Consider the following 23,732-nt stretch of genomic DNA (forward strand, 5'->3'; position numbering starts at 1 on the left):
TCCAGTTAAACCTTTCATATTGAAATTTTTAGATAGATAACTAAAGATCCTGTCATGTCATTGAGCGTAATGTGAGCATGGTAAGCTCCGGCTTGCACAAGAAACGAAAAGGCAGCCCTGTCGTGCCGATTCCTCTGTTTACATAGAGCTGCATCCCTTGAGAGCCAATATGGTACAGCCCCTGCACATAAAGTTTTGCTCCGGGAGGCGTTATTACCTCACCCACCAAGGGCAGGCGGACCTGGCCCCCATGGCTGTGTCCGGAGAGCTGGACATGGAATGAATACCCAGCCGCAATGTCTCCATAATCCGGCTCATGCATCAGCAGCAGCTTGAACATGCCCTCAGGCAAGTCGCGAGTGGCCGCTATCGGATCCGGATTTCCCCAGATTCCATCGTCCAATCCCACCACCGCGATCACAGCACCGTCCCGCCGCAGCTTCACCGAAGAGTTCCGAAGCACTCTAAACCCGGCCTCCTCCTCCATGTGGGTCAGCTTCTCCACGTCTCCGTAATCATGATTACCCAGTATGGAAAATGAACCAAGAGGGGCCTTGAGCGTGGCAAACGGCTTAATCGCTTCTGTCATATCCTCTGCATGACCATCCACCATATCCCCTGTAAAACAGATCATGTCCGGCTTCTCTGCATGAATCGCTTGCACCACACGTTCCACATCTTTCGCTCCAGTATGAAAACCCAGGTGCAAATCGCTAAAGTGTGCCACTTTCCTCCCGTCAAAAGCCTTGGGCAGTGAAGGAAGCCGCACCTCCAGTCGGGTAACCTCCAGCCGATGAGGCTCCCATAGATAGGCGTAGGCCCCGGCTGCAGCGCCTGCTCCGACCACCGTCGATAGACCTGCCTTAAGAAACTGGCGGCGCGACAACGTCTTACGTTGACTAACTCGTTCTGCTCCTTGGCGAGCGGTACCATGCAGCGGTTCTGAGGATGGATTTCTCATATATGGACATCCTCCTATATAATAAAATGAAAGAATACCCGTTTTGCAGCCTTACCCATGACTCATATACATAAACGATCCGAAGAGAAAGGGGTCTTAATTATGACTGTTAACGATTCTATAGCAGCAATAGTTTCGGCACAGCAGCATTTTTTTCATAAAGATATCACCAAGGAAATCGATTTCCGTCTACAGCAGCTGGGGAAACTGCGACAAGCTGTGATAGCCAGAGAAAACGACATCATGGAAGCCCTTCGCAAGGATTTAAACAAGAGCGAGCAGGAGGCCTTCTCCACCGAGATTGGAATTGTCTACAAAGAGCTTTCCTTCATCATAAAGAATCTGAAGCGCTGGGCCAAGCCCAAGCGTGTCAAAACCGCGCTGACGCACGTCGGCAGCAAAGGGATGGTCTATCCCGAGCCATACGGCACCGCGCTGATTATCGCCCCATGGAACTATCCCTGGCAGCTGGCCATCTCTCCGCTCATCGGAGCACTGGCGGCCGGGAATACTGCTATTGTGAAGCCTTCCGAGCTAACACCTAACGTATCGAGGCTGATTACTGCAATGATCGAAGAGACGTTCGATCCCGAATACGTAGCATCTGTCGAGGGAGGACCCGAGGTCAGCACAAGCCTGCTGGAGCAGCCTTTGGATTATATCTTCTTTACCGGCAGCACCCATGTCGGCAAAATTGTCATGGAAGCCGCAGCCAAGCAGTTGACCCCGGTCACACTTGAGCTTGGTGGAAAAAGTCCCTGCATCGTCCATGAGGATGCCCCCCTTGCCTTAGCGGCTTCACGTATCGCTTTTGGCAAATATACGAATGCCGGCCAAACCTGTGTTGCCCCGGATTATATTCTGGTCCACAGCCAGGTGAAGGAGAAGTTCATCTCGCATCTGAAGGATGCCATAACTTCGTTCTATGGCAAGGAACCACTGGCCAACCCCGACTACGGCCGTATTGTGTCGGAGAAGCATTTTGACCGATTATCCGGATTTCTGAACAATGGGACCCTTCGTCACGGCGGAAATACCCTTAGAGATCGCTTGCTCATTGAACCCACCGTGCTGGATGATATCACGTGGGATATGCCCGTGATGGAGGAAGAGATCTTTGGGCCGCTGTGCCCGATCCTGACCTATGACCATCTGCATGAAGCTGTCCAGGCAATTAATGCCCGCCCTAAACCGCTGGCGTTGTACCTGTTCACCGAGAATGAAGACGTGCAGGATTACGTTCTTTCTTCCGTTTCTTTTGGCGGAGGATGTGTGAACGATACGCTGATGCACTTGGCAACGCCCTTCCTTCCGTTCGGGGGTGTCGGGGAGAGCGGCATGGGCTCTTACCATGGAGAATACAGCTTTCATACCTTTTCCCATATGAAGAGTGTGCTCAAACAAACCAACCGGTTTGATTTTAAATTCCGTTACCCTTCAAAAAACGGTCTGGGCATCCTGAAAAAATTAATGAAGCCGTAGGCCCGGCTGTAAGCAAGGCGTCCGTTTCCTTCTACGCCGGCAGAACTGAAAGAGACGCACCAACTTGGTGCGTCTCTTTTTTATTACATGGAAGAATGCTTTCTCCGGTGCGGCATGTTGGCCTTCTTACTCTCTTCGCCGCCATCCAGCATCTCCGAGCCGTCTCCACCCGGTTTAAAGATCCGGCGAAGCGTTCCCAGCATCGACAGCGCGTAGGCTACGGTAATGAAGCTAAATGCAATCTCCAGCACGACCACAAGCCGGGACGTGTTGTCCACAGCGGCTACATCACCATACCCCACCGTCACAAACGTCGCCATGCTGAAATACAGGAAGGTAATGAACTGGCTCAGCAAATCCTGACCGATATTAACACCTTCGAAGGATACACCTCCAAAGAGCTTATAGATGGACATATACACCAACGTGAAGAACAAAATACACATGCCCGCCGCCATGCTGATTCGAACCAGAGTTGTTTTCATATCGACGTGCTGATGAACAGAGTCAGCGATCTTATCAAATATGTACAGCACATAAAAAATAACGGAGCATAACGCAAACAGCAGGATCAAAGCGCGCATGCCGCCTTCTCCGGGCACAATCTTCATGAGATCGATCCACCCGAGCAGATCTTCAACCGACACCAGGGCATAAATGAGCAGCGGGGCTAGCAGCAAAGGCCTGCTGGACCATTTCTTATCCATGCTGTAGAAAAAATAGATCAACAGCAGCAATCCGGTTAAATTGAGCAGCCACATCCACCAGGACATGTTCAGTCCCCTCCTTCGGCTTGGGGCCTGACCAGCAGGCCTTACTATCATCCTATTACCCTCGAAACGGTACTGAAACACCTGGAGGTGGTTGGTAATCGGCGTAATTGGCGTGATGTGTTCATGGCAGCTGGTTCTCAAGACACTTTACGAGTCTAACGATTCTCCTCCATCCAGCGCACCGCATAATCCACCATGGCCCGTTGTTCAGCCAAGATGCATTTCGCCTTGCCTACACGGCCATGCTTGTATGCTTCCCTGCATTCAACTTCAAATGCTGTTCCCAAGGCTTCGAAATCATCGGAATGGTAGGTGATGTCCTGGAATGCTTCCCATTCCGTTCTCCCCTGCACTCTGCGTACCGGGGCATGGGCGGTAACTATCCTCTTTCCTTCCCAATCGGCGCGATATTCGCTAAGGTGGAATGATGTGTTATTGCCATAACCGCTCCCCAGCATCAGCACGTAGGCTCCTGTCTCATATAAACGCGCTAAAGGCGAGGTCTCTCCCAGGCTATAATCAAGCGCATGAGGATGCATGAGTGACTCTGCGTTCCTGCCGCGGGCAGCAAACGAGACATGAGGATGAGCGCTGCGGATAACGCCTTCCTGCTTCCGGAACACCTCCGGTATAATCCCCATGCCCGTAGTGACCGTCATATCGGGATGATAGGGCGGCATGCCCTCGCGGATCAGCTCCCACCATTTCGGGTCCGCCGGAGGATTTCCCCACATCTCAGGATTGGTCAAGTTCGCGGACTGTGTCGGCATGACCAGTGTCCCTTCTTCGCCCAACACCTCCTCCAGCGCCAGTATGACTGCCTCTGGACCGCCAACAACCCACCCCCCAATGCTTTTGAGCGAGGAATGGACAAGCAAGGTCATTCCCTTCTGAACGCCCAGAATCATCAAGTCATCGCTTATGTCTTGTATCGTAATCGGTCTTTCTATAATCAACCTAACTCACCTCTGTTTAAATATCCGTAAAACACATGAATTATATCACACATTAAAAAAGCGCCTGTACCGAAGTGATGCCCCGGTCAGACGCCTTGGTTGTGAAACCTGAAATCCGATTAAACGCCAAGCCAGCGCTTAAACAGATGTTTGGTTGTATCCTTGTTCATTTCCGCAATGGACGTTGTAAGCGGAATGCCTTTCGGGCAAGAACGGACGCAGTTCTGCGAGTTGCCGCAGCCCTCAATGCCTCCATCCTGCATCAGAGCTTCCAGACGCTCTTCCTTGTTCATCTCTCCTGTCGGGTGAGCGTTGAACAAGCGGACTTGGGAAATGGCCGCGGGACCAATAAAGTCCGTTTTTTCGTTAACATTCGGGCAAGCTTCAAGACATACACCGCATGTCATGCATTTGGACAGCTCGTAAGCCCACTGGCGCTTCTTCTCAGCCATTTTCGGTCCAGGTCCCAGGTCATAGGTGCCGTCGATTGGAATCCACGCCTTAACACGCTTGAGCGCCGTGAACATACGACTGCGGTCGATAACCAGGTCTCTTACGACCGGGAACGTCTTCATCGGCTGAATCCGGATCGGCTGCTCCAGCTTGTCGATCAGCGCGGCACATGCTTGGCGCGGCTTGCCGTTGATGACCATGGAGCAAGCTCCGCAAACTTCCTCAAGGCAGTTGGAGTCCCAGCATACCGGCGCGGTTGTCTGACCTTGCGCATTTTTGGGATTACGCTGAATTTCCATCAGCGCACTAATGACGTTCATACCTGGACGGTACGGAAGCTCGAATTCCTCAGTGTAGGATTTCGTCTCCGGGTTGTCCTGGCGTGTAATGATAAACTTGACACTCTTTGAGGCGGCTGCCGTTTGAGACATATTAAATCCCCTTCCTTCTTACTTGTCTTTCGAATAGTCGCGAATACGCGGCGGGATTAAGGAAACATCCACTTCTTCGTATGAAATCTGCGGTCCGTCAGGCGTCCAAGCAGCTTTCGTTGTTTTCAGGAACTCTTCATCGTTACGTTCAGGGAAATCAGGCTTGTAGTGAGCGCCGCGGCTTTCGTTCCGAAGAAGTGCGCCCAGCGTCATCGCCTCGGACAGCTCCAGCATGTTCCACAGCTGACGGGTGAATGCCACGCCCTGGTTGTTCCAGCGGGACGTATCCGTCATATTGATATTGCGGTAGCGCTGCTTCAATTCCTTGATTTTGCCGATGGTTGCCTCAAGCTTGTCATTATAACGAACCACCGTCATATTGTTGGTCATCCATTCGCCCAGCTCTTTATGGATCACGTAAGCATTCTCGGTACCTTCCATCTTGAGCAGGCCTTCGTATTTGTTGGTTTGCTCTTTCGCTACGCGATCAAATACGGTCGAGGAAATGTCCTCTGTCGACTTCTTCATGCCTTTGATATATTCAATGGCCTTCGGTCCGGCCACCATGCCGCCATAAATCGCGGAGACAAGGGAGTTCGCACCCAGACGGTTTGCACCGTGATATTGATACTCGCATTCCCCGGCTGCAAACAGCCCCGGAATGTTTGTCATTTGGTTGTAATCGACCCACATGCCGCCCATGGAATAATGGACTGCCGGGAAGATTTTCATCGGGATTTTACGCGGATCATCGCCCATGAACTTCTCATAAATCTCGATAATGCCTCCGAGTTTCACGTCGAGTTCTTTCGGATCCTTATGGGAGAGATCGAGGTAAACCATGTTCTCGCCATTGATGCCGAGTCCCATGTCTACGCACACAGAGAAAATCTCACGGGTTGCGATGTCACGCGGCACCAGGTTTCCGTAAGCCGGGTATTTCTCTTCGAGGAAGTACCAAGGCTTACCGTCTTTATAGGTCCAGATCCGTCCGCCTTCACCGCGTGCCGATTCCGACATCAAGCGAAGCTTGTCATCACCTGGAATCGCCGTCGGGTGAATCTGGATGAATTCCCCGTTTGCATAATGAACGCCTTGCTGATAGACAGCGCTTGCTGCTGTACCGGTGTTGATGACGGAGTTCGTGGTTTTACCGAAAATAATGCCGGGACCACCGCTTGCCAGAATGACGGCTTCCGCTTTAAACGCCTTGATCTCCATCGTGCGCAGATCCTGGGCAGCAATACCGCGGCAGATGCCTTCGTCGTCGATGATTGCGTTCAGGAACTCCCAGTTCTCGTATTTCGTAACGAGACCGGCGGTTTCCCAACGGCGAACCTGCTCATCAAGCGCATACAGCAGCTGCTGACCTGTCGTGGCGCCAGCGAACGCAGTACGGTGGCGCTTCGTTCCACCGAAACGGCGGAAATCGAGCAGCCCTTCCGGGGTACGGTTAAACATAACGCCCATGCGGTCCATGAGGTGGATAATGCCAGGAGCCGCTTCACACATCGCTTTTACAGGTGGCTGATTCGCCAGGAAGTCGCCGCCGTATACCGTATCGTCAAAGTGCTCCCAAGGAGAGTCACCCTCGCCCTTGGTATTAACAGCTCCATTGATTCCGCCTTGCGCACACACGGAGTGAGAGCGTTTAACAGGTACAAGTGAGAATAGATGAACGTGAGCCCCGGCTTCTGCCGCTTTGATGGTTGCCATCAACCCGGCAAGGCCGCCACCCACTACAATAATATTAGATGCCATTTTTCGTTCACTCCCCTTAACTTAAGACTGTCTTAACTACATCGATCGCTGCTGTTGCCGCCGCTTGGAACTCAGAACTGCGGAATGCAGTCATAGCAAGAATAAACAGCACGCTCATCAGCACGAACAAGCCCATGCAGATGTAAGTAGATACCTTCTGCGCGCGCGGACCGACGGTGATGCCCCAGCTGACGAGGAACGCCCACAGGCCGTTTGCGAAGTGGAAGGTTGCTGAGACTACACCGATAACATACAGAATAAACAGCACGGGGTTGTTCATAATGTTGTGCATCGTGGCGCCCAGATCATCATGCGTGATTTTGCCGATGATGATTTGGAAACGCGTATCGTACATATGCCAGATAACGAATACAAACGTAATAACCCCGGTGACACGCTGGATAGTAAAGCGAATATTGCGCTCATAACTGTAGTTCCCTACGTTATTTTTGGCCTGATAAGCAATGTACAGACCGTAGATGCCATGATAAAACAATGGCAGCCAGATCAGGAACAGCTCGAGGAAAAAAACGAGCGGCATGCTGTTCAGGAAATGCACGGCCCCCTCAAAGCCCTTCTTTCCGCCCTCGAAAGCCTTAAAGTTGGAGATCATATGGCTGATCAAGAATGCTCCCAGCGGTATGACACCAAGTAAGGAATGTAGCTTTCTGGAATAATACCCTTTCATTAGTTGACGTTCCCCTTTCCAATGTGCAGCGTTTTCATTTTCAATCTTTCCTATTTTCAGAACAATTACACTTTCCCTGTCCTAAAGAGGTTGTTCAAAAAGCCCGCTTGGGATCGCGAAGTGAATCAAGAAGCCACTCGGCATCGAATCTTGAATTCAGCCGCACCTTCCGGTGCAGCGTACCCAAACTTCCAGCTGCGCACCTGACGTCCCTGGCTTCATCCAATCTAAGCGTTTTGAAGAAACGCACACCGGCAGCACAAGCCTCAGTATTGAAAACCGACCTCTTTGAACGCGGACTCAAACCGTTTCAACGACAAAAAGCTGCCTATTTCTGCAATAGTGTGAACAACTTGTGTCATGTCTCATGTTACTCCTTTTTTTCTTATAATGGAATTGCAATATAATTATTAATCGTTATAATCTATACGCATAAGCAATTATTTGCACGTATGTCTATTTTATATAGGAGGAATTTCATGTTCGAGGAACTGGACATGTTTGCCGTCGTTGTAGAGCAATCCAGCATTAATCAGGCGTCCAAACTGCTTAATTTGTCACAGCCAGCCCTGTCCAGAAAAATAGCGAAGCTTGAGGATCAGCTCGGACTGCAGCTTTTTAACCGCCGCGGCAAACGCCTGGAGCTCACCTCCATCGGTCAGATTGTGTACACCTTTGCCCTGGAGCAGCGGCAGCAGCAGCTCAAATTCATGCAGACTTTGGCCCATTACCGGGAGGGCGACCAAATATCGATCAATCTGGGTGCCAGCCTGACCACCCTTCAGACGACGCTGCCCCCGCTGGTCAATGCATTCATGGAGCGCCATCCTGCAGCCGAAATCAAGCTGATTACCGGCAAAACCCATGAAATCGTTTCGTATGTAAGAGATAAGCGGGTGGATGTCGGCATCGTTGCCTCCTCAATCAACCAGCCCGGCCTAAACTGCATTCCGCTGTTTGATGACCACTTGGAGCTTGTCATTCCCTCATCGCACCCGCTGGCTGACATCGAGGACGTCGGAATTGAGCAGCTCCAAGGACTGCCAATGATTATCTTCTCGACCGGAACGTGGTACCGCAAGCTGACGGATGACCTGTTCCACCGCTGGGGCATTATGCCGGATATTCGAATGGAAATTGACTCCTTCGAGGCGATCGTCCGTTTGATTCCTACCTGCAAGGCGGCAGCACTTCTGCCCAAGTCGTATCTCCGTCCGCAGTTATTATCCGATAACGGACTGGTCGACATTCATATTCCCGCACTCATCGAAACCCGTCGAACGACGTCGCTGATTTACGGCCAGGCCTCGGAGCTCAGCAAAGCGGCCAGCAGGTGGATTGACGAGACAGAGATTCTGTTCCGGAGACTGGAAGAGGAAAAATCAAAAAAAACCTGACAGCGATCATAGCCGTCAGGTTTTTCTTCTATATTTATTTCTCAAGCATGTTCACGACTTCAGATTCAAAGCGGTCTACGTTATCATTGGATCCGATAACGACCATAATATCGCCCGAGTTCACCACGTCCATGGCGGTCGGAGCCACAATAATGCCGGTTTGCTTATTCAGGGCTACCACGCTTACGCCATAACGAACCCTCGTATTCAGCTCGCTCAGTGTTTTTCCGTCCATGCAGTCCGTAACCGTCATCTCCACAATCAAATAGTCCTTGGATAATTCGATATAATCAAGCAGGTTCGGCGTAACGAGCTGGTGAGCTACCCGAATGCCCATATCCCGCTCCGGAAAGATGACCCGGTCCACGCCCAGCTTCTCCAGAGCCCGGCCATGCAGGACCGAAATCGCCTTGGCCACTACCGTGGTAACACCAAGCTCTTTCAACAAGATGGCGGATAAAATACTCATCTGGATATCATTCCCGATTGCAACAATCCCACAATCGAAGTTGCGGATCCCGAGTGATTTAAGCACCTCTTCATCTGTAGCATCCGCGACCACCGTATGTGTTAGCAGCTCGCTCATATCCTCGACAACCTCTTCGTTCCGGTCGATGCCGAGCACCTCATATCCCTGTTCCATCAGTTCAAGCGCCAGGCTGGAGCCAAATCGTCCTAAACCGATAATTGCAAATTGCTTTGGTTTCATGTCTCTCCTATACTCCTTATCCAATAATCATTTTGCCTTCCGGATGACGATATAATTCTTTACCCTTTTTCGGCCCTAGTGCATAAGCAAGTGTCAGCGGACCCAATCGTCCTGCAAACATCGTAATACTGATCAATATTTTGCCGAACACGGTCAGATCAGGCGTTAAGCCCATCGAGAGCCCCACCGTACCGAACGCGGACGTTGTTTCGAACAGGATTTCCAGGAACTCCCCTTCCTCTGTCGTGGACAGAATCATGGAGACCGCAAGAACGAGCAGCAAGGCGAGAAGTGCGATGGTTAACGCCTTCAGTACCCGCTCCTGTGCAAGCCGATAACGGAACATGACGATGTCGTCGCGTCCCCGCATCATGGCGATGACCGCACCAACCATTATGGTAAACGTCGTTGTTTTGTATACCGCCCCCGGTTGATCCGGGAGATGCGCCGATAAACATGAGAATCACGATGAAAAACTGTGTGGCCTGCCTTAGGCCCGTAATATCTATAGTATTCGCACCCGCTGTGCGCGGCGTTACGGATTGGAACAACGCTCCTAAGAACTTCCCGCCCCAATTGAGGGAGCCGAGCGTTCGCGGATTGGTGAATTCAAATATGAGAATAACGATAAATCCGAGCAGCAGCAGCGCTCCTGTCATAGAGAGCACCACCTTGGAATGCAATGACAGTCTCCGCTGTTTCCGAAAGTCAATCAGATCAGACAATACAATGAAGCCAATACCGCCTGAAACAATCAAAAACATCACGACTACGTTTACCACCGGATCGTATACATACCCGGTCAAGCTTCGAAAATCGCCAAACAAATCGAAACCGGCATTGTTGAACATGGTCACCGCATGAAAAACACCGTAATATATCGCTTTTCCGATCGGCATATCAAACGCCCACCGGATAGACAGCAGTACAGCGCCACAAGCCTCAATCACGAGTGAGTATAACAATACTCTGCGAATCAGCCTTACGATGCCTTCCATCGAGGATTGATTCATCGCCTCCTGCAGGACAAGACGATCCTTGAGGGAAATTCGCCGTTTGAGGACCAGGGCAAACAAAGTAGCCATCGTCATGAAGCCGAGCCCGCCAATCTGAATCAGCAGCATGATCACGATCTGACCGAAAGAACTGAATGTTGTCCCTGTATCCACCACAACCAGACCCGTTACGCACGTTGCTGATGTCGAAGTGAACAATGCATCAATAAATCCAAGCGGCTCGCCGGTTCTACTGGAAATCGGCAGCATTAACAATGCAGCCCCGATGAAGATAATGGCCGCAAAACCAAGCACCAGAATCTGCGGCGGGGACAACCTGAGCCATTTTAATTTGGAGTTCAATCCGTCACCTTCTTAAAAAAAGTCAAAGAAAAAAGACACTGGAAAACGCAGTGCCCCTTACGGTCTGGTTCCTGTGCTGCAGCCTACGAGGTTAGCTGACGGATTCGGGCATTTCCACAGGTCGCCCTATTCATTATTCTATAGAATAATGAAATTCACCCCAATTACATGGTTCCCCCATTTTCAGTACGAAATTCGGCTGGAATATTCAGTTCCTTGAAGCATGATGTGATTATAACCCAATCCGGTACGTAACCCAACGCCGTTTTTCACCCAAAAAGTCTTTAAAAGAGCTCGAATTGGGCATATTCAAGAATACAAGCGTATGGTTCTCTAACATTTTCGAAACCTTTCATTCATTTTCATCGTTTTATTTCATTATTACCAAATTGGGATAAGCTGCTTATCCCTTTCATATCTATGTTATATTGGCTCTATGCGTTCTTCATCAGGCAGCTCTAATACCCAGTGGAGTATCAACTTTCCAGAGGAGGAAATTCATGAATCGTGCAAGAGAGCCTTTGAGGCTGAAGCCCAACTTGAAGCAGCTCATCGCGCCTGCCGCAGTTGGCCTGATTTTGTTCCTGTTATTTCAGGTATTTCCATCAGCCAATACGGATTCTACCGAGATGGCCACTCCGGATATTATATCCAAAGCACAAGCCCAGCAAGCCGCTTCCAGGTTCGCGCAGGAGCACTTGCAGTTCGCCGCTGCGGAAGCTGAGGAGACATTGATTACATATCAATCCAAATCGGAGCTTTACGGATATTTAGCGAGGGAAAAGAAACTCTCGGAGTACAACAAAACCTTTGAGGCCAAATATCCCTATGACGTATACCGCGTTCGCTTCAGCGAGCCGGGAGGCGATGCCCTCAATGTGGACGTGCATATGCAGAATTCCGGCATCGTCGGGTTCTCGTATGATTTTGCCCGCTCCAGTTATGACCGGATTGAACTGAACAAGGGTAAAGTGCAGAAACAAATGCTCCTTGTCGTAGAGGACGGCATGACTTTGACCGATAAGCAGCAGCTTGCCGAGCCTTGGCTCAAGCGTGCAGGCTACGATATTTCGCATCTGAAGCTGGTTACGCGGGAAGGAGAACCCCGGCTGAAGTACGTGGATCCGGAAACCAAGATCGGCGATTCCGTGCTGGAGCTGCGCTTCACCTTCGAGCACGGGAAATTACGCTCCTATGAGCCATCCTTCTCGATTCCGGCTGCGCATTCCGCTTATGTTAACAAGCAGACTCAAGATGCAACACTGCTGACGCTGGCGGGTTACGGTTTGTTTACCCTGATTCTTGGCATACTTGCCATTGTGTACAGTGTGAAGACCAGAGCTTACACCTCGTTTAAACGCGGCTTGTTCCTATCGGCGCTGCTATTCGTTATTCAAATGCTGAATACGTACAATCTGGTACCCGTGTTCAAATCCGAGGGCATGTCTTCTACCGGCATTCTCGGCATGATGATATTCTATGCGGTCTATTCACTCATCTTCTCCGCGCTGCTCTACTTTTCCCTGGTCGGGGGCAACGGGCTGTGGCAAAAAGAAGACGGCCTTAACCCATGGCCGCGGGCCAAGGAAGCCGGGTATGGACGTTATGTGCTGGATAGCATGAAGCTGGGGTATATGTGGGCGTTCATTCTGCTCGGAGTTCAATCTCTAATCTTTATTGTTCTTGGTCTTACCTTGAATACATGGTCCACAACCGATGCCACGCAATCGCCTTACAATATGCTGTATCCATGGCTGTTCCCTTTGATGGCCTGGTTTGCAGGCATATCGGAGGAAGCCGTATACCGGCTGTTTGGTATCAAAATGGTGAAGAAAATCGTTCGCAATACCTTTGTGGCAAGTTTGATCACCTCGCTCATCTGGGCGCTGGGGCATACGCTTTATCCGATATACCCTGTGATCTCGAGGCCTATCGAGCTGGTCATCATCGGCTTGCTGTTCAGTTACATCTTCTTGAAATACGGGTATCTCGCGGCCATGTTCTCCCACGTCATCTTCAACAGCATTCTGATGGGCCTCAGCCTCGTTATGCTCAAGGATACCGCCAACTTACTGATCGGGGTGTTCTACATGGTGCTGCCGGGAATTGTTGCATATTTGATATACCGTTTCAATCCGACAAAAAAAGAGAAGCCGTATGTTACGACTCCTCCTCACGAAGTGCATTAAGAATTTGCGTTGCTAATTTTTCACCTATGGAAAGGGGCTTGAAGTCTTCGACTGAAGCCTCTTTTATTTTTTTGACCGAGCCAAAATGCTTCAGCAGCAGCTTGCGGCGCTTCTCCCCTATGCCGGGAATGGAATCGAGCTTCGAAGTCACCATCGATTTGCCGCGCTGATCGCGGTGGAAGGAAATCGCAAAGCGGTGAACCTCATCCTGGATGCGCTGCAGTAAATAGAACTCCTGGCTGTCCCGTGGCAGTGTTACCGGCTCCGGTGGATCTCCGATCATTAACTGCGCCGTTTTGTGCTTGGCGTCCTTCACAAGCCCGCATACCGGGACAAACAGTCCCAGCTCATTCTCCAATACATCGATGGCCGCAGAGATTTGTCCCTTGCCTCCATCAACCACGATAAGGTCGGGAAGCGGCAAGTTCTCCTTCAAGACGCGCTCGTACCGCCGCCGAATCACTTCACGCATCGTATCATAATCATCCGGTCCCAGGACGGTGCGGATTTTGTATTTGCGGTATTCCTTTTTATCCGGCTTCCCATTGGTGAATACCACCATGGCCGATACCGGATTGCTCCCCTGTATGTTCGAGTTGTCAAATGCTTCAATCCGGTTGAGCGACTGGAGTCCAATCACTTCACCCAGATTAGCCGCCGCAACCGAGGTGCGTTCTTCATCGCGCTCGATCAACCGGAACTTCTCGTCCAGGGAAACCCTCGCATTATCCGATGCCATGCCCACCATCTGTTTCTTCAAGCCCCGCTGCGGCACGTGTACCTTCACTCCAAGCCATTCCTGCAAGGCGGCAGCCCCGCCGGCGGCATCCACGATACCCTCTGCCTCCGCCTTCTCCTCTTGAGCCTGGACTAAGGCTTCCTGCAGCTCTTCCGCAGAACCTGCAGTTGGCTGGCTCGCCGAATCCGCGGCATTCTCCTTGCCCTGTACGCTTTCAGCTTCGATAACGGTTCCCGTTGCGGTTACTGAACCAGCAGCTTCCTCTATCAACAGAGGGCCAGGGAGCAGAATTTCTTGCGGCAGTGCAGGATTGTCGCTGTAATATTGGGCAATAAAAGACATAAAGTCACTGTGCGCATCCCCGTAGAACGGAAAGACGGATTTGTTGCGCTGCACCATTTTCCCCTGCCGCATGTACAGAATCTGCACACACATCCAGCCTTTATCCACAGCATAACCGAATACGTCGCGGTCCCGTGTATCCGTGGTCGTAATCTTCTGCTTCTCCATTAAGGTATCGATATGGATGATCTGATCCCGCAGCTCTTTGGCACGCTCAAAATATAAATCCTCCGCGGCCTCCTGCATTTTGCGCTGCAATTCCTTCTTGATCTCTTCATGTCCGCCGTTCAGAAAAGAGTTAATCTCGCCGGTAATCTGCTCATAGGCGGAATTCGGCACTTCCTTCACGCATGGAGCCAAGCATTGCCCCATATGATAATACAAGCACACTTCTTTAGGCATGACACCGCATTTGCGCAAAGGGTACATCCGGTCCAGCAGCTTTTTGGTCTGCTGTGCCGCATACGCATTCGGGTAGGGGCCAAAATATTTCGCTTTATCTTTAAGCACCCTTCGGGTCACTTCCAGACGAGGATGCTCTTCATTCGTAATTTTAAGGTATGGATAGGTTTTATCATCCTTCAGCAGCACGTTGAATCTGGGCTGATGTGTTTTGATCAGGTTGCACTCCAGAATGAGCGCTTCCATGTTGCTGCCTGTCACAATGTATTCGAAATCGCGAATTTCCGAAACGAGCATTTGGGTTTTTCCGTTATGGCTACCGGTAAAATAAGAGCGTACCCGATTCTTCAGCACCTTGGCCTTGCCCACGTAGATAATCGTTCCATCCTGATTTTTCATTAGGTAACAGCCGGGCAGATCCGGCAGTAATGCCAGCTTATGGCGAATACTCTCAAGCGCCTTCTCCTGCTCCTGCAGCTGTTTGGCAAAATCGTCCATGCTTTTCCTCCTCTCCAAGGAGATTATATATTATTAACCATAAATATAAACCATTATGAATAACCACACAAAGCGCCTTCGGGTTTATACCGAAGGCGCTGTATGAAAGCGGATTTCAGCTGATGCCAAACCACGCTTATTGATGTTTTGCAATAATGCCTTTCAAGGCTTCCTTGGAATTCAAACCAACCACTTTATCGACAGGCTGGCCGTCTTTAAAGAAGATCATGGTCGGAATGCTCATCACGCCAAAGCGTGCTGCGGATTCCGGATTCTCATCCACGTTCACCTTTGCGATTTTCACATCATCACCGAGTTCTGAAGACAATTCGTCCAGAATCGGAGCAAGCATTTTACAAGGGCCGCACCACGGCGCCCAAAAATCAACTACAACCGTTCCTTCGCCTTCAACTTCATTCACGAAGGTTTGGTCGGTAACATTGACGATAGCCATTGTATTCTCCTCCTCACAGGATAAGATCGGGTATAGTGCAAATCATAATTGTCGAATGGGTCGACGAATTTAGTATACCACAATCGGCCCGAAAAAGTGAAATATACTCACCTAAAGAAAGAGGATTTCACGGGATTTTTATGCAATCTTTACAAATGATTTGCGCATTGGGTATACTACTAGTAACAAGTCGGGTGACTGTCAAGTTTTCGTGTTCACACGACATGTTCACCTTTTGAGGAGGCAAGCACCATGGATGTAAACGTACGCGTTAACGATCCACGGGAGCACATCAATGAAGAACCACGCAATGACTTTGGCGATTTGATGATGGGCTTCGTGGGGATGTTCGGTTTCATGACCATCATCTTTTTCGGATTCGTTATTATCAAGTTCCTGGTCGGCTAATTGATGATTCCTTGTGCAGAATTAAAAAGTCTGATCCCGCCGCGTTCTGTACGCTAACGGGATCAGACTTTTTACGATTTCCGGGAAGTTTGTCCATGATAAAGATGTGACCGCCGCAATCGATCTAAAATTTACCTCGCTGGTTCTCGCCGAATAAGTGGACCACATCCACAAAAGGCGCAATCCGGTTCATCAACCGCTGCCCCTTATGGGCTTCTTCGCCGTCCTTGCTTGTGAAGCTGAGATGCTGCTCAAGTCCGTCGAGCGGATAGTTTGACGTATAGAAGGTCGGCAGCCGGTTCATCCGGAAATTCAGGATGGAACCAAGGACATGATCCCGAACCCACGGATTCAAGTTCTCCGCACCAATGTCGTCAAAGATCAGCAGATCGCAATGCTTCATGGTCTCCACCATTTCCTTCAGCTTCTGTCCATCCTGCATCATGGTTTTCAGATCCTCCACGAAATCAGGCATGTACACAATGACGCCCGAGTGGCCCACCTTCGCGAGCTCATGCATCAAATACCCCATCAGATAGGTCTTCCCGGTGCCAAACGAACCGGTAAGATACAGTCCTCGCGGAGACAAGCCATTCTCCTTGGTATCCCGGATATATTTAAAGACCTGATGAACCGCAGGTGCCCGCAAACGGTCCTTTGCCATAATCTCCATATTGTTATAACCTTCGTTCAAGGCATGCTCATCCACATAAAAGCTGCGAATCCGTTTCTTGATCTGGTCCTCGCTGGTCTTTGCAATCTGCAAGGAACAAGGAGCCTTCCGCTCATAAATTTCTACCGTTCCATTCACCCGCTGAATATCCAGCTTGCTGATATGCCCCTGGAAATCATTTGGACAGCGGTCCAGCCCCGGACACGACTGGCAATGGGCCTGGTCCCCCGCATATTGATACAGTTTACTTAAATTTAAGCGTATGACCCGATCATCGATTTCCGGGAATTCGCTCCGCAATGCTTGTATCAGAGGATTCTTGAGTAAATCCTCCGTAATCTGCTCGGTTCTGCGCCGAAGCGCAGGACTTTTCATACTCTCTAGCAGTTCACCAAGGGACTCCATCTCTTATTCCTCCTCTCATGAGCGGTATCTCATTACCCGCCCTTCTTATTGCCAGCTTGCATTTCTGCTGCAAATCGCATCATTTCTTCGAACTCCTCATCCGATACGGCCTCGCCCTGATCGGACTCCAGCGCCACCGGGATTTCCGGCTTCACCTTCCCGCCCTTAGCGTATGTACGCGTACGTTGCGTGGTTGCCTTCTGTTTGCCTTTCATCTTGGCTTGATCACGTATATATTGAACAGCTTTCTCGTAGCTGTTAACCTGCTTCAGCAGCATGTTGGAAGCGATCGCTTCCACAAAATTGCGGTTGATCCGCTGCTCGCCGCCTGCGGCAATAAGCGACATTAAATAATGAATGAGCACGTTGATGACTTCACCCGGCAGTTTGTAGCTCAGATCAATCTTTTCAAAGATATCCAGGAACTGTGCAGGAACGGAGCCTGGAAAGAACGTCTGCAGCAGCCGGGTATAGGGTTCGTTGCGAAGCATCATATTATATTGGTGTATATCACATTTCGATTGGAACTGGGCTGGAACCTCCACATAAAATTCCGTCTGTACCGCATGCTCCTGTACGGGCTCGTCCGGATCGGCTATCATCTCCTGATGGAGAGCGATCACTTTGCCTGCCGTAATCTGCCGCTTCTCCTGCATCTTCATTCCTTGACGGAAGTGAAGGCTGGCCTTGTGCTGCAGATCATCCAGCACGACCTCGCCATGCTCGGTAAATATGCCGTCCTCATCCAGCAGCCGGCACAAGTCCTGCGTGCTCAGATCGTATTTGCGCACAACGTAATTCACAATGCCCATTTGCTCGTGATCATAGCGGAGCCGCTCCACAAAGACCCGATTGCGGGATTCACGCGGGAAGCGAAGAATGATGTCGGCATAATTCAGGCCATCCCCTTGCGGATTCGGCGGCAGGATGGACTTACGCGACACCGCGACCTCCTCCAGCGCTTGCTCCAGCTCATAATCAATAACGTGCGTGTTACAACTCAAAAATATCATAAAAGGGAACCGAAATGTTCTCCTTGTTTAAGGAAATACCGGACCATTCAAGAGGCTCCTTGCTCCACAGCTCTTCCCTTAGCGACAGGACGGCGAATTTCCCCACCTTGTCCCGAAGCAGCAGTGTCAGATGCTGTGTGTTGAAGAACTCCGCCGGACTGAGCGGCGCCTGCAGCTCATATTCATATACATGGTCATCCGTTTCCGGGACGAACATCCGACTTGTCTGCAGTAACCCTACCGCTTCAAGCTTGGAGGTTTGTTCAATGAGATAACGGCGTCCTTTTTCACTAGGATCAAGTCCCAGGGTCAGGAATAATCGTCGCTGCTGTTCAATGGCCGAATAACCCACCTTCTCCACCGGTACATGGGAAACGAGAAGACGGTACAGACTGACCGCAAACGCACCAACCATCGGTTGATAAATCGAACCAAGCATTTTGTCATCCAGGCCGCTTAAACAGAAGTCACGGTATACGCAGTAACGGTGGTTCTCGGTAAAATGTAAAAAATTAGTCATGCGCATCGTTTATGCTCCCCCTGTCGCCCAAAAATAGACTTCCTCTATTCTATCATAAATCCGAAGATCAGAAGTCGGTTCTTTCGCATCAAAAATTATGGAATTCGCATATTCACGCTTTGCATGGTTCCACAAATAATAAATGACGGCCCCCGGGTATTGAAGAGCCGCCATTAACACTACATTCAATTTGCGCCAAGCGCACTAAAACATTCTAAAGCCTTTAATACGCAATGTCTTAATGGTCCATCCGCTCAAATAAGCACCGATCAGACCTGCAACCCCCGTTAAGTAATCAACCAGTTGGAATGATCCGACGTGAGTCCAGAACGACATTTGGCCCCGATCCCACAAGCTGTATACAACGACTGGCAAGATAACAATCACAAACAAAAAGCATGGAAACCAAGTCGTTTTCATCAACATATTCAGGATAAAACCGATACCGAACATCATGACAAAAAACAAAATCATCAGCACGAGCACAGGAATAAATTGAAGCATGATCGCTGTTTTCACCTCTTCTTTATCACCTACGCATAGCAGCTATTCTACAATATTGCAGCAAGAAACAGCACACCAAGCTTTAGCTAATAGCTAGTTTACTAAAAATCATGTCACAGATCAACGAACAATCGTGAATACATTGTGTCATCGTTTGCCCTTCCGACCACGCTTACAGTACAATGAAGGGAGTTAATGCAAGCGGTTATCCGCTTCAATGATAACGAACATAACGTTTAGGAGTGATTACATGAACGAAGCTGCAATGACGCTGGAGGGCTGGTATGCGCTGCATGATTTCCGTACCATCAATTGGCCGGCCTGGAAAGCTGCAGATGAAGAAGTACGCGCTTTTGCGCTGGACGAGCTGAATGCGTTCCTTCAGGAATGGGATGCCATCGAAGCCGCTAAGCAAGGCAGCACCGCTGTATATACGATCGTCGGCCAGAAAGCCGATTTTGTATTCATGCATTTGCGCGAGACGCTAGAAGATCTAAACGCGATAGAGAATGCCTTTAACAAAACGACGTTTGCGCAGTTCACCACCAAGGCTTATTCCTATGTAAGCATTGTTGAGCTGAGCAACTATCTGGCCGGCTCTTCCGATGAGGATCCGATGCAGAATCCGCATGTTATCGCTCGTCTGAAGCCAGCCCTGCCTAAATCGAAGCATATTTGCTTCTATCCGATGAACAAAAAGCGAGACTTGTCGGACAACTGGTACATGCTGAGCATGGATGACCGTAAATCCATGATGAAGAGCCATGGGATGATTGGCCGCGGCTACGCAGGCAAAGTAAAACAAATCATTACCGGTTCTGTTGGGCTCGACGATTGGGAATGGGGCGTAACGCTGTTCAGCGATGAAGCCCTTCAGTTCAAAAAACTCGTGTATGAAATGAGATTTGACGAAGTGAGTGCACGTTTTGGCGAGTTCGGTCCTTTCTATGTCGGCAACCTGCTTGACCAGGCTTCATTTACCGATTTGATGAAGGTATAACTCCTTCTAACACATAGATAACATGTACAAAAAAAGGGATGCTCTCTAATTCAGGAGAGCATCCCTTCTTCATTCATTATCGTCTTCCTCATCTTGTTCTTGCTTGCGCAAGGTTTCAAGATATTCCGCTGTCGCCCGGTCGCGGGCACGTCCTTTATCCTTTAGCCGCTCGATGGCAGGAAGAATAAGAATGTCGACTTCCTGCTGAATCGTATACGCAAGATCGTATTGATCTTGCGACTCCAGATAGGAGCCAACCTCCATTAAGGCGTTGTAACGATCCAGCTCATCTCTTGTGAGCAGCCCCCGTACTTGAACGCTGCAGTGTCTCATTTACAGAAACCTACCTTTTTTCAGGACGAGCGGAATCCCCCCGATAATAAAGAGGTAGCGGAGATCAACCAATTTTTTCAGCTGAGCCGCTTTCCAGCCCTGATATTTCTTATCCCCGACAACAGCAATGCCTTCACCTCGGCCGAGGGAGGCTACCGTGCCTTTATTACTGAACTCGAACTTGCGCATTGACTTGTCCCTAATCGCCGCAACGATATTCTGGGCGCAGCATACGCCCTGCTGCATCGCCATCTGGGCAGTCGGCGGATAAGGACGGCCTTCCTCATTAAAAATCAGGGAGTTATCGCCGATAATATAAATATTCTCATACCCGGGAGCACGCAGATATTCATCGACCTTCACGCGGCCTCTCATCGTTTCGAAGCCTGCTGCTTCAACCAAGCGATTGCCGCGGATACCGCCGGTCCATACCACTGTTGCCGCTCTGATCTCTTCACCGTTGTTCAGCACGACGCCGCCCGGCAGGCATTCCTTGATGGCAATGCCCATTTTGAAGGTTACGCCCTTCTTCTCGAGAACGTTCATGGCGTACTCCACCAGCTCCGGTGCAAATCCCGGAAGAGCAGCTGGCGCGGCTTCTACGTTATAGATATTCACCAGTGTCGGATCGACATCATATTCCTTGCACAATCTCGGAATGCGGTCCGCCAGCTCGGCTACAAACTCGATGCCGCTGAAACCTGCCCCGCCCACAACAAAGTTAATGCGCTCTTGCGGTCTGCGCTCATTCTTATATAAAGCAAATTGATACTCAATATGCTCACGAATCAATCGGACCGAGTTGATGCTTCGGATGGTCATCGCATGCTCGGCGAGCCCTGGAATACCAAAGGTTTCCGGTTCCCCTCCAAGCCCGATGACTAGGTAGTCGTAAGATAAAGTGCCATCTTCAAGAATCACCTTCTTGTCGTGAAGACGGATCTCCTGCACCGAGGATTTGACCAGATCGATTTTAAACTCGTCAATCAGCTTCGAAATGGATACCCGGGTGTTCTCAATGCTGTCTGTTCCTGCTGCCGGCATATGCAAATGCGTTGTAATATAATGATAATCATGGCGATTCACCAATGTAACATCGGCCTCATTATAATTCAGCTCTTTTTGCAGCCGCTGCGCTGTCAATATGCCCCCGTAACCCGCGCCAAGGATTACGATCTTCGGTATGCTGCTCATTCTACTGCTCCTTCCAGCTTACTCTTTATATATACAGTATGGTACACATGTTAACATTCTGTGAATTACACCCAAAAAAAGAGAAGAGCCCTTATCAGAGCCCGTTTCATCATTTGACCTGATTATCCATTTTTGTTCAAAAACAGCTGTCATTCTGCGGTTTCCGTACAGTTGCTACTATTATCAAAATATATTGCAACCCTGTAATGAACACAAGTTATCACGTTAATCATATGCATAAACCATGCAAATATCAAGATTTTTTTTGCCATTTAATATGCAAATTTATCCACCTTTTATACCCTGACATACTAAGTAAGCGCAAACATTCCAATGTTAGGTATTTTAGCTCAATTCTCGTCTTTTCATGCTGGTTCGGGGCGATTATAATAGGTAAGGAATTCATGAATCAGCTTAATCCAGGCAAGAACGTCTGTCTGATTCGAATATAATCTCATTTTATGGAGGTGCTTACCGCATGACAACGATGCCACAAGACAACAACATGACGGATCTTTTGATTATCGGTGGCGGACCTGCCGGCATGTTTGCCGCTTTTTACGGCGGAATGCGCCAAGCTTCGGTAAAACTTATCGAGAGCATGCCTCAACTCGGAGGTCAACTGGCTGCGCTGTATCCGGAAAAATATATTTATGACGTAGCAGGCTTTCCGAAAGTGACCGCTCAGGAGCTTGTGAACAATCTGTCCACACAAATGGAGCTCTTTCAAACGGATATTCGTCTTGAAGAAAAGGTCCAGGCTGTGGAAAAGCTCGAGGAACGTCATTTTGTCGTGAAAACCGATCTGGGGGAACACCATGCCAAAGCCGTGATTATCACAGCAGGTGTAGGTGCGTTCCAACCCCGTCGTCTGGAAGTTGAAGGTGCCGAGAAATACGAGAAGAGCAACCTTCATTATTTCGTAAACGATCTCAGCCGCTTCAAGGGCAAGAAGGTTCTCATTAGCGGCGGTGGCGATTCCGCTGTGGACTGGGCACTCATGATCGAACCCATTGCAGAGCAAGTCACCCTGGTTCACAGACGCGACAAGTTCCGTGCTCACGAGCATAGTGTCGAGCAGCTGCTGGCATCCAAGGTGAACATCATTACACCAACAGAAATCACCGAATTCGTTTGGTGAGGAAGCCATCACCAAGGTTACCCTTTCCCATATCAAGACCAAGGAAACGCAGGAGATTGAAGTGGACGATGTGATTGTCAACTTCGGATTTGTCTCTTCCCTCGGTCCAATCTCCGAATGGGGCATTGCGATTGAAAGCAACTCCATCGTTGTGGATTCCCGCATGGAAACCAGTATTCCCGGAATTTTTGCGGCCGGTGATATCACCACCTATCCGGGCAAGGTTAAACTGATCGCCGTCGGATTTGGTGAAGCGCCTACCGCTGTGAATAACGCCAAGGTATACTTTGATCCTGAGGCCAGACTCGCTCCGGGCCACAGCAGTAACATGAAATTATAAGGTACATGACTTCGACTTCATATAGAACGTTATTATAGAAAAAAAGGTATCTTCGTTCCGAAGGGCTTAAGCCCGGCCCAGAATCGAAGATACCTTTTCTATTTCGTCAAAGCCTATGTAGAACTTGGTTGAAAGCTCCCACATTATATACGTATCATGTCGTAAGTTATCTGCTCTATATACGAAAAATCTGATTAATGCAGGATGCTGCCGGAATCGGTGTCCAAGTTCCGTTTATGAATTTCAGCTAATAGTAGAGTGATGAACTCTCGCTCCAACTTCAATTCAACAGCCATATGATAGGAATCGAGAAGCATCTCATCCGTCAACATAGCCATCCCTCTCACACCCCTTCCTCAAATTTCCTGAATCTATCATATCAGACATACTAAAGCGGAACAACTGTTCGCTTATCCACAGCCTTCTGTGGAAATCCTGTGTATAATTTGTTGGTAAGTGTAAAAAACAGGGTCATATCAAAGTGGATTATGGGGATAAATGTTATACACAGGATTTGGAACAACTCTACTATAAAAAAAAATAATCAATTATTATATCGGAAACTTGTGGTTATTTTTTAATTGAGCATTTTGCATTAATCTGAGTCC

Annotated in this window: 20 protein-coding genes, 3 pseudogenes and 1 riboswitch; of the genes and pseudogenes, 6 read left to right on the plus strand and 17 right to left on the minus strand. The window is 49.4% G+C overall.

What is annotated here, in order from left to right:
- Positions 1-52 precede the first annotated feature (52 nt).
- Entirely contained in the window at positions 53-961 is a 909-nt protein-coding gene (locus tag PVOR_RS26150; protein WP_006212581.1) for a metallophosphoesterase, read from the minus strand.
- Positions 962-1,063: 102 nt separating this feature from the next.
- On the opposite strand from PVOR_RS26150, the gene PVOR_RS26155 reads away from it, so the two are divergent.
- On the plus strand, positions 1,064-2,443 hold the full coding sequence (locus PVOR_RS26155) for an aldehyde dehydrogenase (RefSeq protein ID WP_006212582.1): 1,380 nt from the start codon (positions 1,064-1,066) through the stop codon (positions 2,441-2,443).
- Between the two features lie 83 nt (positions 2,444-2,526).
- Here PVOR_RS26155 and PVOR_RS26160 read toward each other — a convergent pair whose 3' ends face one another.
- The 6 genes from PVOR_RS26160 to PVOR_RS30860 form a co-directional block, all read right to left on the minus strand.
- Entirely contained in the window at positions 2,527-3,216 is a 690-nt protein-coding gene (locus PVOR_RS26160; protein WP_006212583.1) for a potassium channel family protein, read from the minus strand.
- Positions 3,217-3,371: 155 nt separating this feature from the next.
- Positions 3,372-4,172 (minus strand): aminoglycoside N(3)-acetyltransferase, encoded by an 801-nt coding sequence (locus tag PVOR_RS26165; protein ID WP_006212584.1) that lies wholly within the window; start codon positions 4,170-4,172, stop codon positions 3,372-3,374.
- A gap of 119 nt (positions 4,173-4,291) precedes the next feature.
- Positions 4,292-5,056, minus strand: coding sequence for a succinate dehydrogenase iron-sulfur subunit (sdhB, locus tag PVOR_RS26170; RefSeq protein WP_006212585.1), 765 nt, complete (start codon positions 5,054-5,056; stop codon positions 4,292-4,294).
- An 18-nt stretch (positions 5,057-5,074) separates the two neighbouring features.
- A complete protein-coding gene (gene sdhA / locus PVOR_RS26175; protein WP_006212586.1) occupies positions 5,075-6,817 on the minus strand; it encodes a succinate dehydrogenase flavoprotein subunit in 1,743 nt (580 codons plus the stop codon).
- Between the two features lie 16 nt (positions 6,818-6,833).
- Positions 6,834-7,505, minus strand: a complete 672-nt coding sequence (locus PVOR_RS26180; RefSeq protein ID WP_006212587.1) for a succinate dehydrogenase cytochrome b558 subunit — start codon at positions 7,503-7,505, stop codon at positions 6,834-6,836.
- A gap of 94 nt (positions 7,506-7,599) precedes the next feature.
- A complete protein-coding gene (locus PVOR_RS30860) occupies positions 7,600-7,809 on the minus strand; it encodes a hypothetical protein (RefSeq protein WP_160164038.1) in 210 nt (69 codons plus the stop codon).
- A 175-nt stretch (positions 7,810-7,984) separates the two neighbouring features.
- Here PVOR_RS30860 and PVOR_RS26185 point away from each other — a divergent pair, with 175 nt between their 5' ends.
- Positions 7,985-8,902: a LysR family transcriptional regulator gene (locus tag PVOR_RS26185; RefSeq protein ID WP_006212589.1), complete on the plus strand. Its 918-nt coding sequence runs from the start codon at positions 7,985-7,987 to the stop codon at positions 8,900-8,902.
- Between the two features lie 34 nt (positions 8,903-8,936).
- On the opposite strand, the gene PVOR_RS26190 is transcribed toward PVOR_RS26185, so the two are convergent.
- Both PVOR_RS26190 and PVOR_RS26195 read right to left on the minus strand, forming a co-directional pair.
- Positions 8,937-9,611, minus strand: a complete 675-nt coding sequence (locus PVOR_RS26190; protein ID WP_006212590.1) for a potassium channel family protein — start codon at positions 9,609-9,611, stop codon at positions 8,937-8,939.
- Between the two features lie 16 nt (positions 9,612-9,627).
- Positions 9,628-10,969: pseudogene (locus tag PVOR_RS26195) on the minus strand (TrkH family potassium uptake protein).
- 65 nt (positions 10,970-11,034) lie between these two features.
- Positions 11,035-11,180: riboswitch (cyclic di-AMP (ydaO/yuaA leader) on the minus strand.
- Between the two features lie 289 nt (positions 11,181-11,469).
- Here PVOR_RS26195 and PVOR_RS26200 point away from each other — a divergent pair.
- Positions 11,470-13,158 (plus strand): CPBP family intramembrane glutamic endopeptidase, encoded by a 1,689-nt coding sequence (locus PVOR_RS26200; protein ID WP_006212591.1) that lies wholly within the window; start codon positions 11,470-11,472, stop codon positions 13,156-13,158.
- Here PVOR_RS26200 and uvrC read toward each other — a convergent pair.
- Positions 13,130-15,139, minus strand: a complete 2,010-nt coding sequence (gene uvrC / locus PVOR_RS26205; protein WP_006212592.1) for an excinuclease ABC subunit UvrC — start codon at positions 15,137-15,139, stop codon at positions 13,130-13,132. The genes PVOR_RS26200 and uvrC overlap by 29 nt on opposite strands.
- Positions 15,140-15,275: 136 nt before the next feature.
- Positions 15,276-15,593: a thioredoxin gene (gene trxA / locus PVOR_RS26210; protein WP_006212593.1), complete on the minus strand. Its 318-nt coding sequence runs from the start codon at positions 15,591-15,593 to the stop codon at positions 15,276-15,278.
- Positions 15,594-15,845: 252 nt separating this feature from the next.
- Between trxA and PVOR_RS30065 the strand changes: the two genes are divergently transcribed.
- Entirely contained in the window at positions 15,846-16,001 is a 156-nt protein-coding gene (locus PVOR_RS30065) for a hypothetical protein (RefSeq protein ID WP_006212594.1), read from the plus strand.
- Between the two features lie 124 nt (positions 16,002-16,125).
- Here PVOR_RS30065 and dnaI read toward each other — a convergent pair whose 3' ends face one another.
- The 3 genes and pseudogenes from dnaI to PVOR_RS26225 all read right to left on the minus strand — a co-directional run bounded on the left by dnaI (position 16,126) and on the right by PVOR_RS26225 (position 19,116).
- Positions 16,126-17,079 carry a primosomal protein DnaI gene (gene dnaI / locus PVOR_RS26215; protein WP_006212595.1) on the minus strand — a complete coding sequence of 318 codons (954 nt, stop codon included), beginning with the start codon at positions 17,077-17,079 and terminating at the stop codon, positions 16,126-16,128.
- Positions 17,080-17,111: 32 nt separating this feature from the next.
- Positions 17,112-18,618 (minus strand): annotated as a pseudogene (locus PVOR_RS26220) (helicase DnaB).
- Positions 18,619-18,816: 198 nt separating this feature from the next.
- Positions 18,817-19,116, minus strand: a complete 300-nt coding sequence (locus tag PVOR_RS26225; RefSeq protein ID WP_036644784.1) for a YuiB family protein — start codon at positions 19,114-19,116, stop codon at positions 18,817-18,819.
- A gap of 250 nt (positions 19,117-19,366) precedes the next feature.
- On the opposite strand from PVOR_RS26225, the gene hemQ reads away from it, so the two are divergent.
- Positions 19,367-20,116 carry a hydrogen peroxide-dependent heme synthase gene (gene hemQ, locus PVOR_RS26230; protein WP_006212597.1) on the plus strand — a complete coding sequence of 250 codons (750 nt, stop codon included), beginning with the start codon at positions 19,367-19,369 and terminating at the stop codon, positions 20,114-20,116.
- Between the two features lie 69 nt (positions 20,117-20,185).
- Here hemQ and PVOR_RS26235 read toward each other — a convergent pair whose 3' ends face one another.
- Together PVOR_RS26235 and PVOR_RS26240 are read right to left on the minus strand one after the other, a co-directional pair.
- Positions 20,186-20,449, minus strand: a complete 264-nt coding sequence (locus PVOR_RS26235) for a hypothetical protein (RefSeq protein WP_006212598.1) — start codon at positions 20,447-20,449, stop codon at positions 20,186-20,188.
- Complete coding sequence (locus PVOR_RS26240; RefSeq protein ID WP_006212599.1) at positions 20,450-21,643, minus strand: NAD(P)/FAD-dependent oxidoreductase; 1,194 nt, start codon at positions 21,641-21,643, stop codon at positions 20,450-20,452.
- A gap of 478 nt (positions 21,644-22,121) precedes the next feature.
- Here PVOR_RS26240 and PVOR_RS26245 point away from each other — a divergent pair.
- Positions 22,122-23,124 (plus strand): annotated as a pseudogene (locus tag PVOR_RS26245) (NAD(P)/FAD-dependent oxidoreductase).
- Positions 23,125-23,318: 194 nt separating this feature from the next.
- Here the strand turns inward: PVOR_RS26245 and PVOR_RS26250 are convergent.
- Positions 23,319-23,462: a sporulation histidine kinase inhibitor Sda gene (locus PVOR_RS26250; RefSeq protein ID WP_006212600.1), complete on the minus strand. Its 144-nt coding sequence runs from the start codon at positions 23,460-23,462 to the stop codon at positions 23,319-23,321.
- Positions 23,463-23,732: the final 270 nt, after the last annotated feature.

This window comes from Paenibacillus vortex V453, from assembly GCF_000193415.1.
GTDB classification, from domain to species: domain Bacteria; phylum Bacillota; class Bacilli; order Paenibacillales; family Paenibacillaceae; genus Paenibacillus_AQ; species Paenibacillus_AQ glucanolyticus.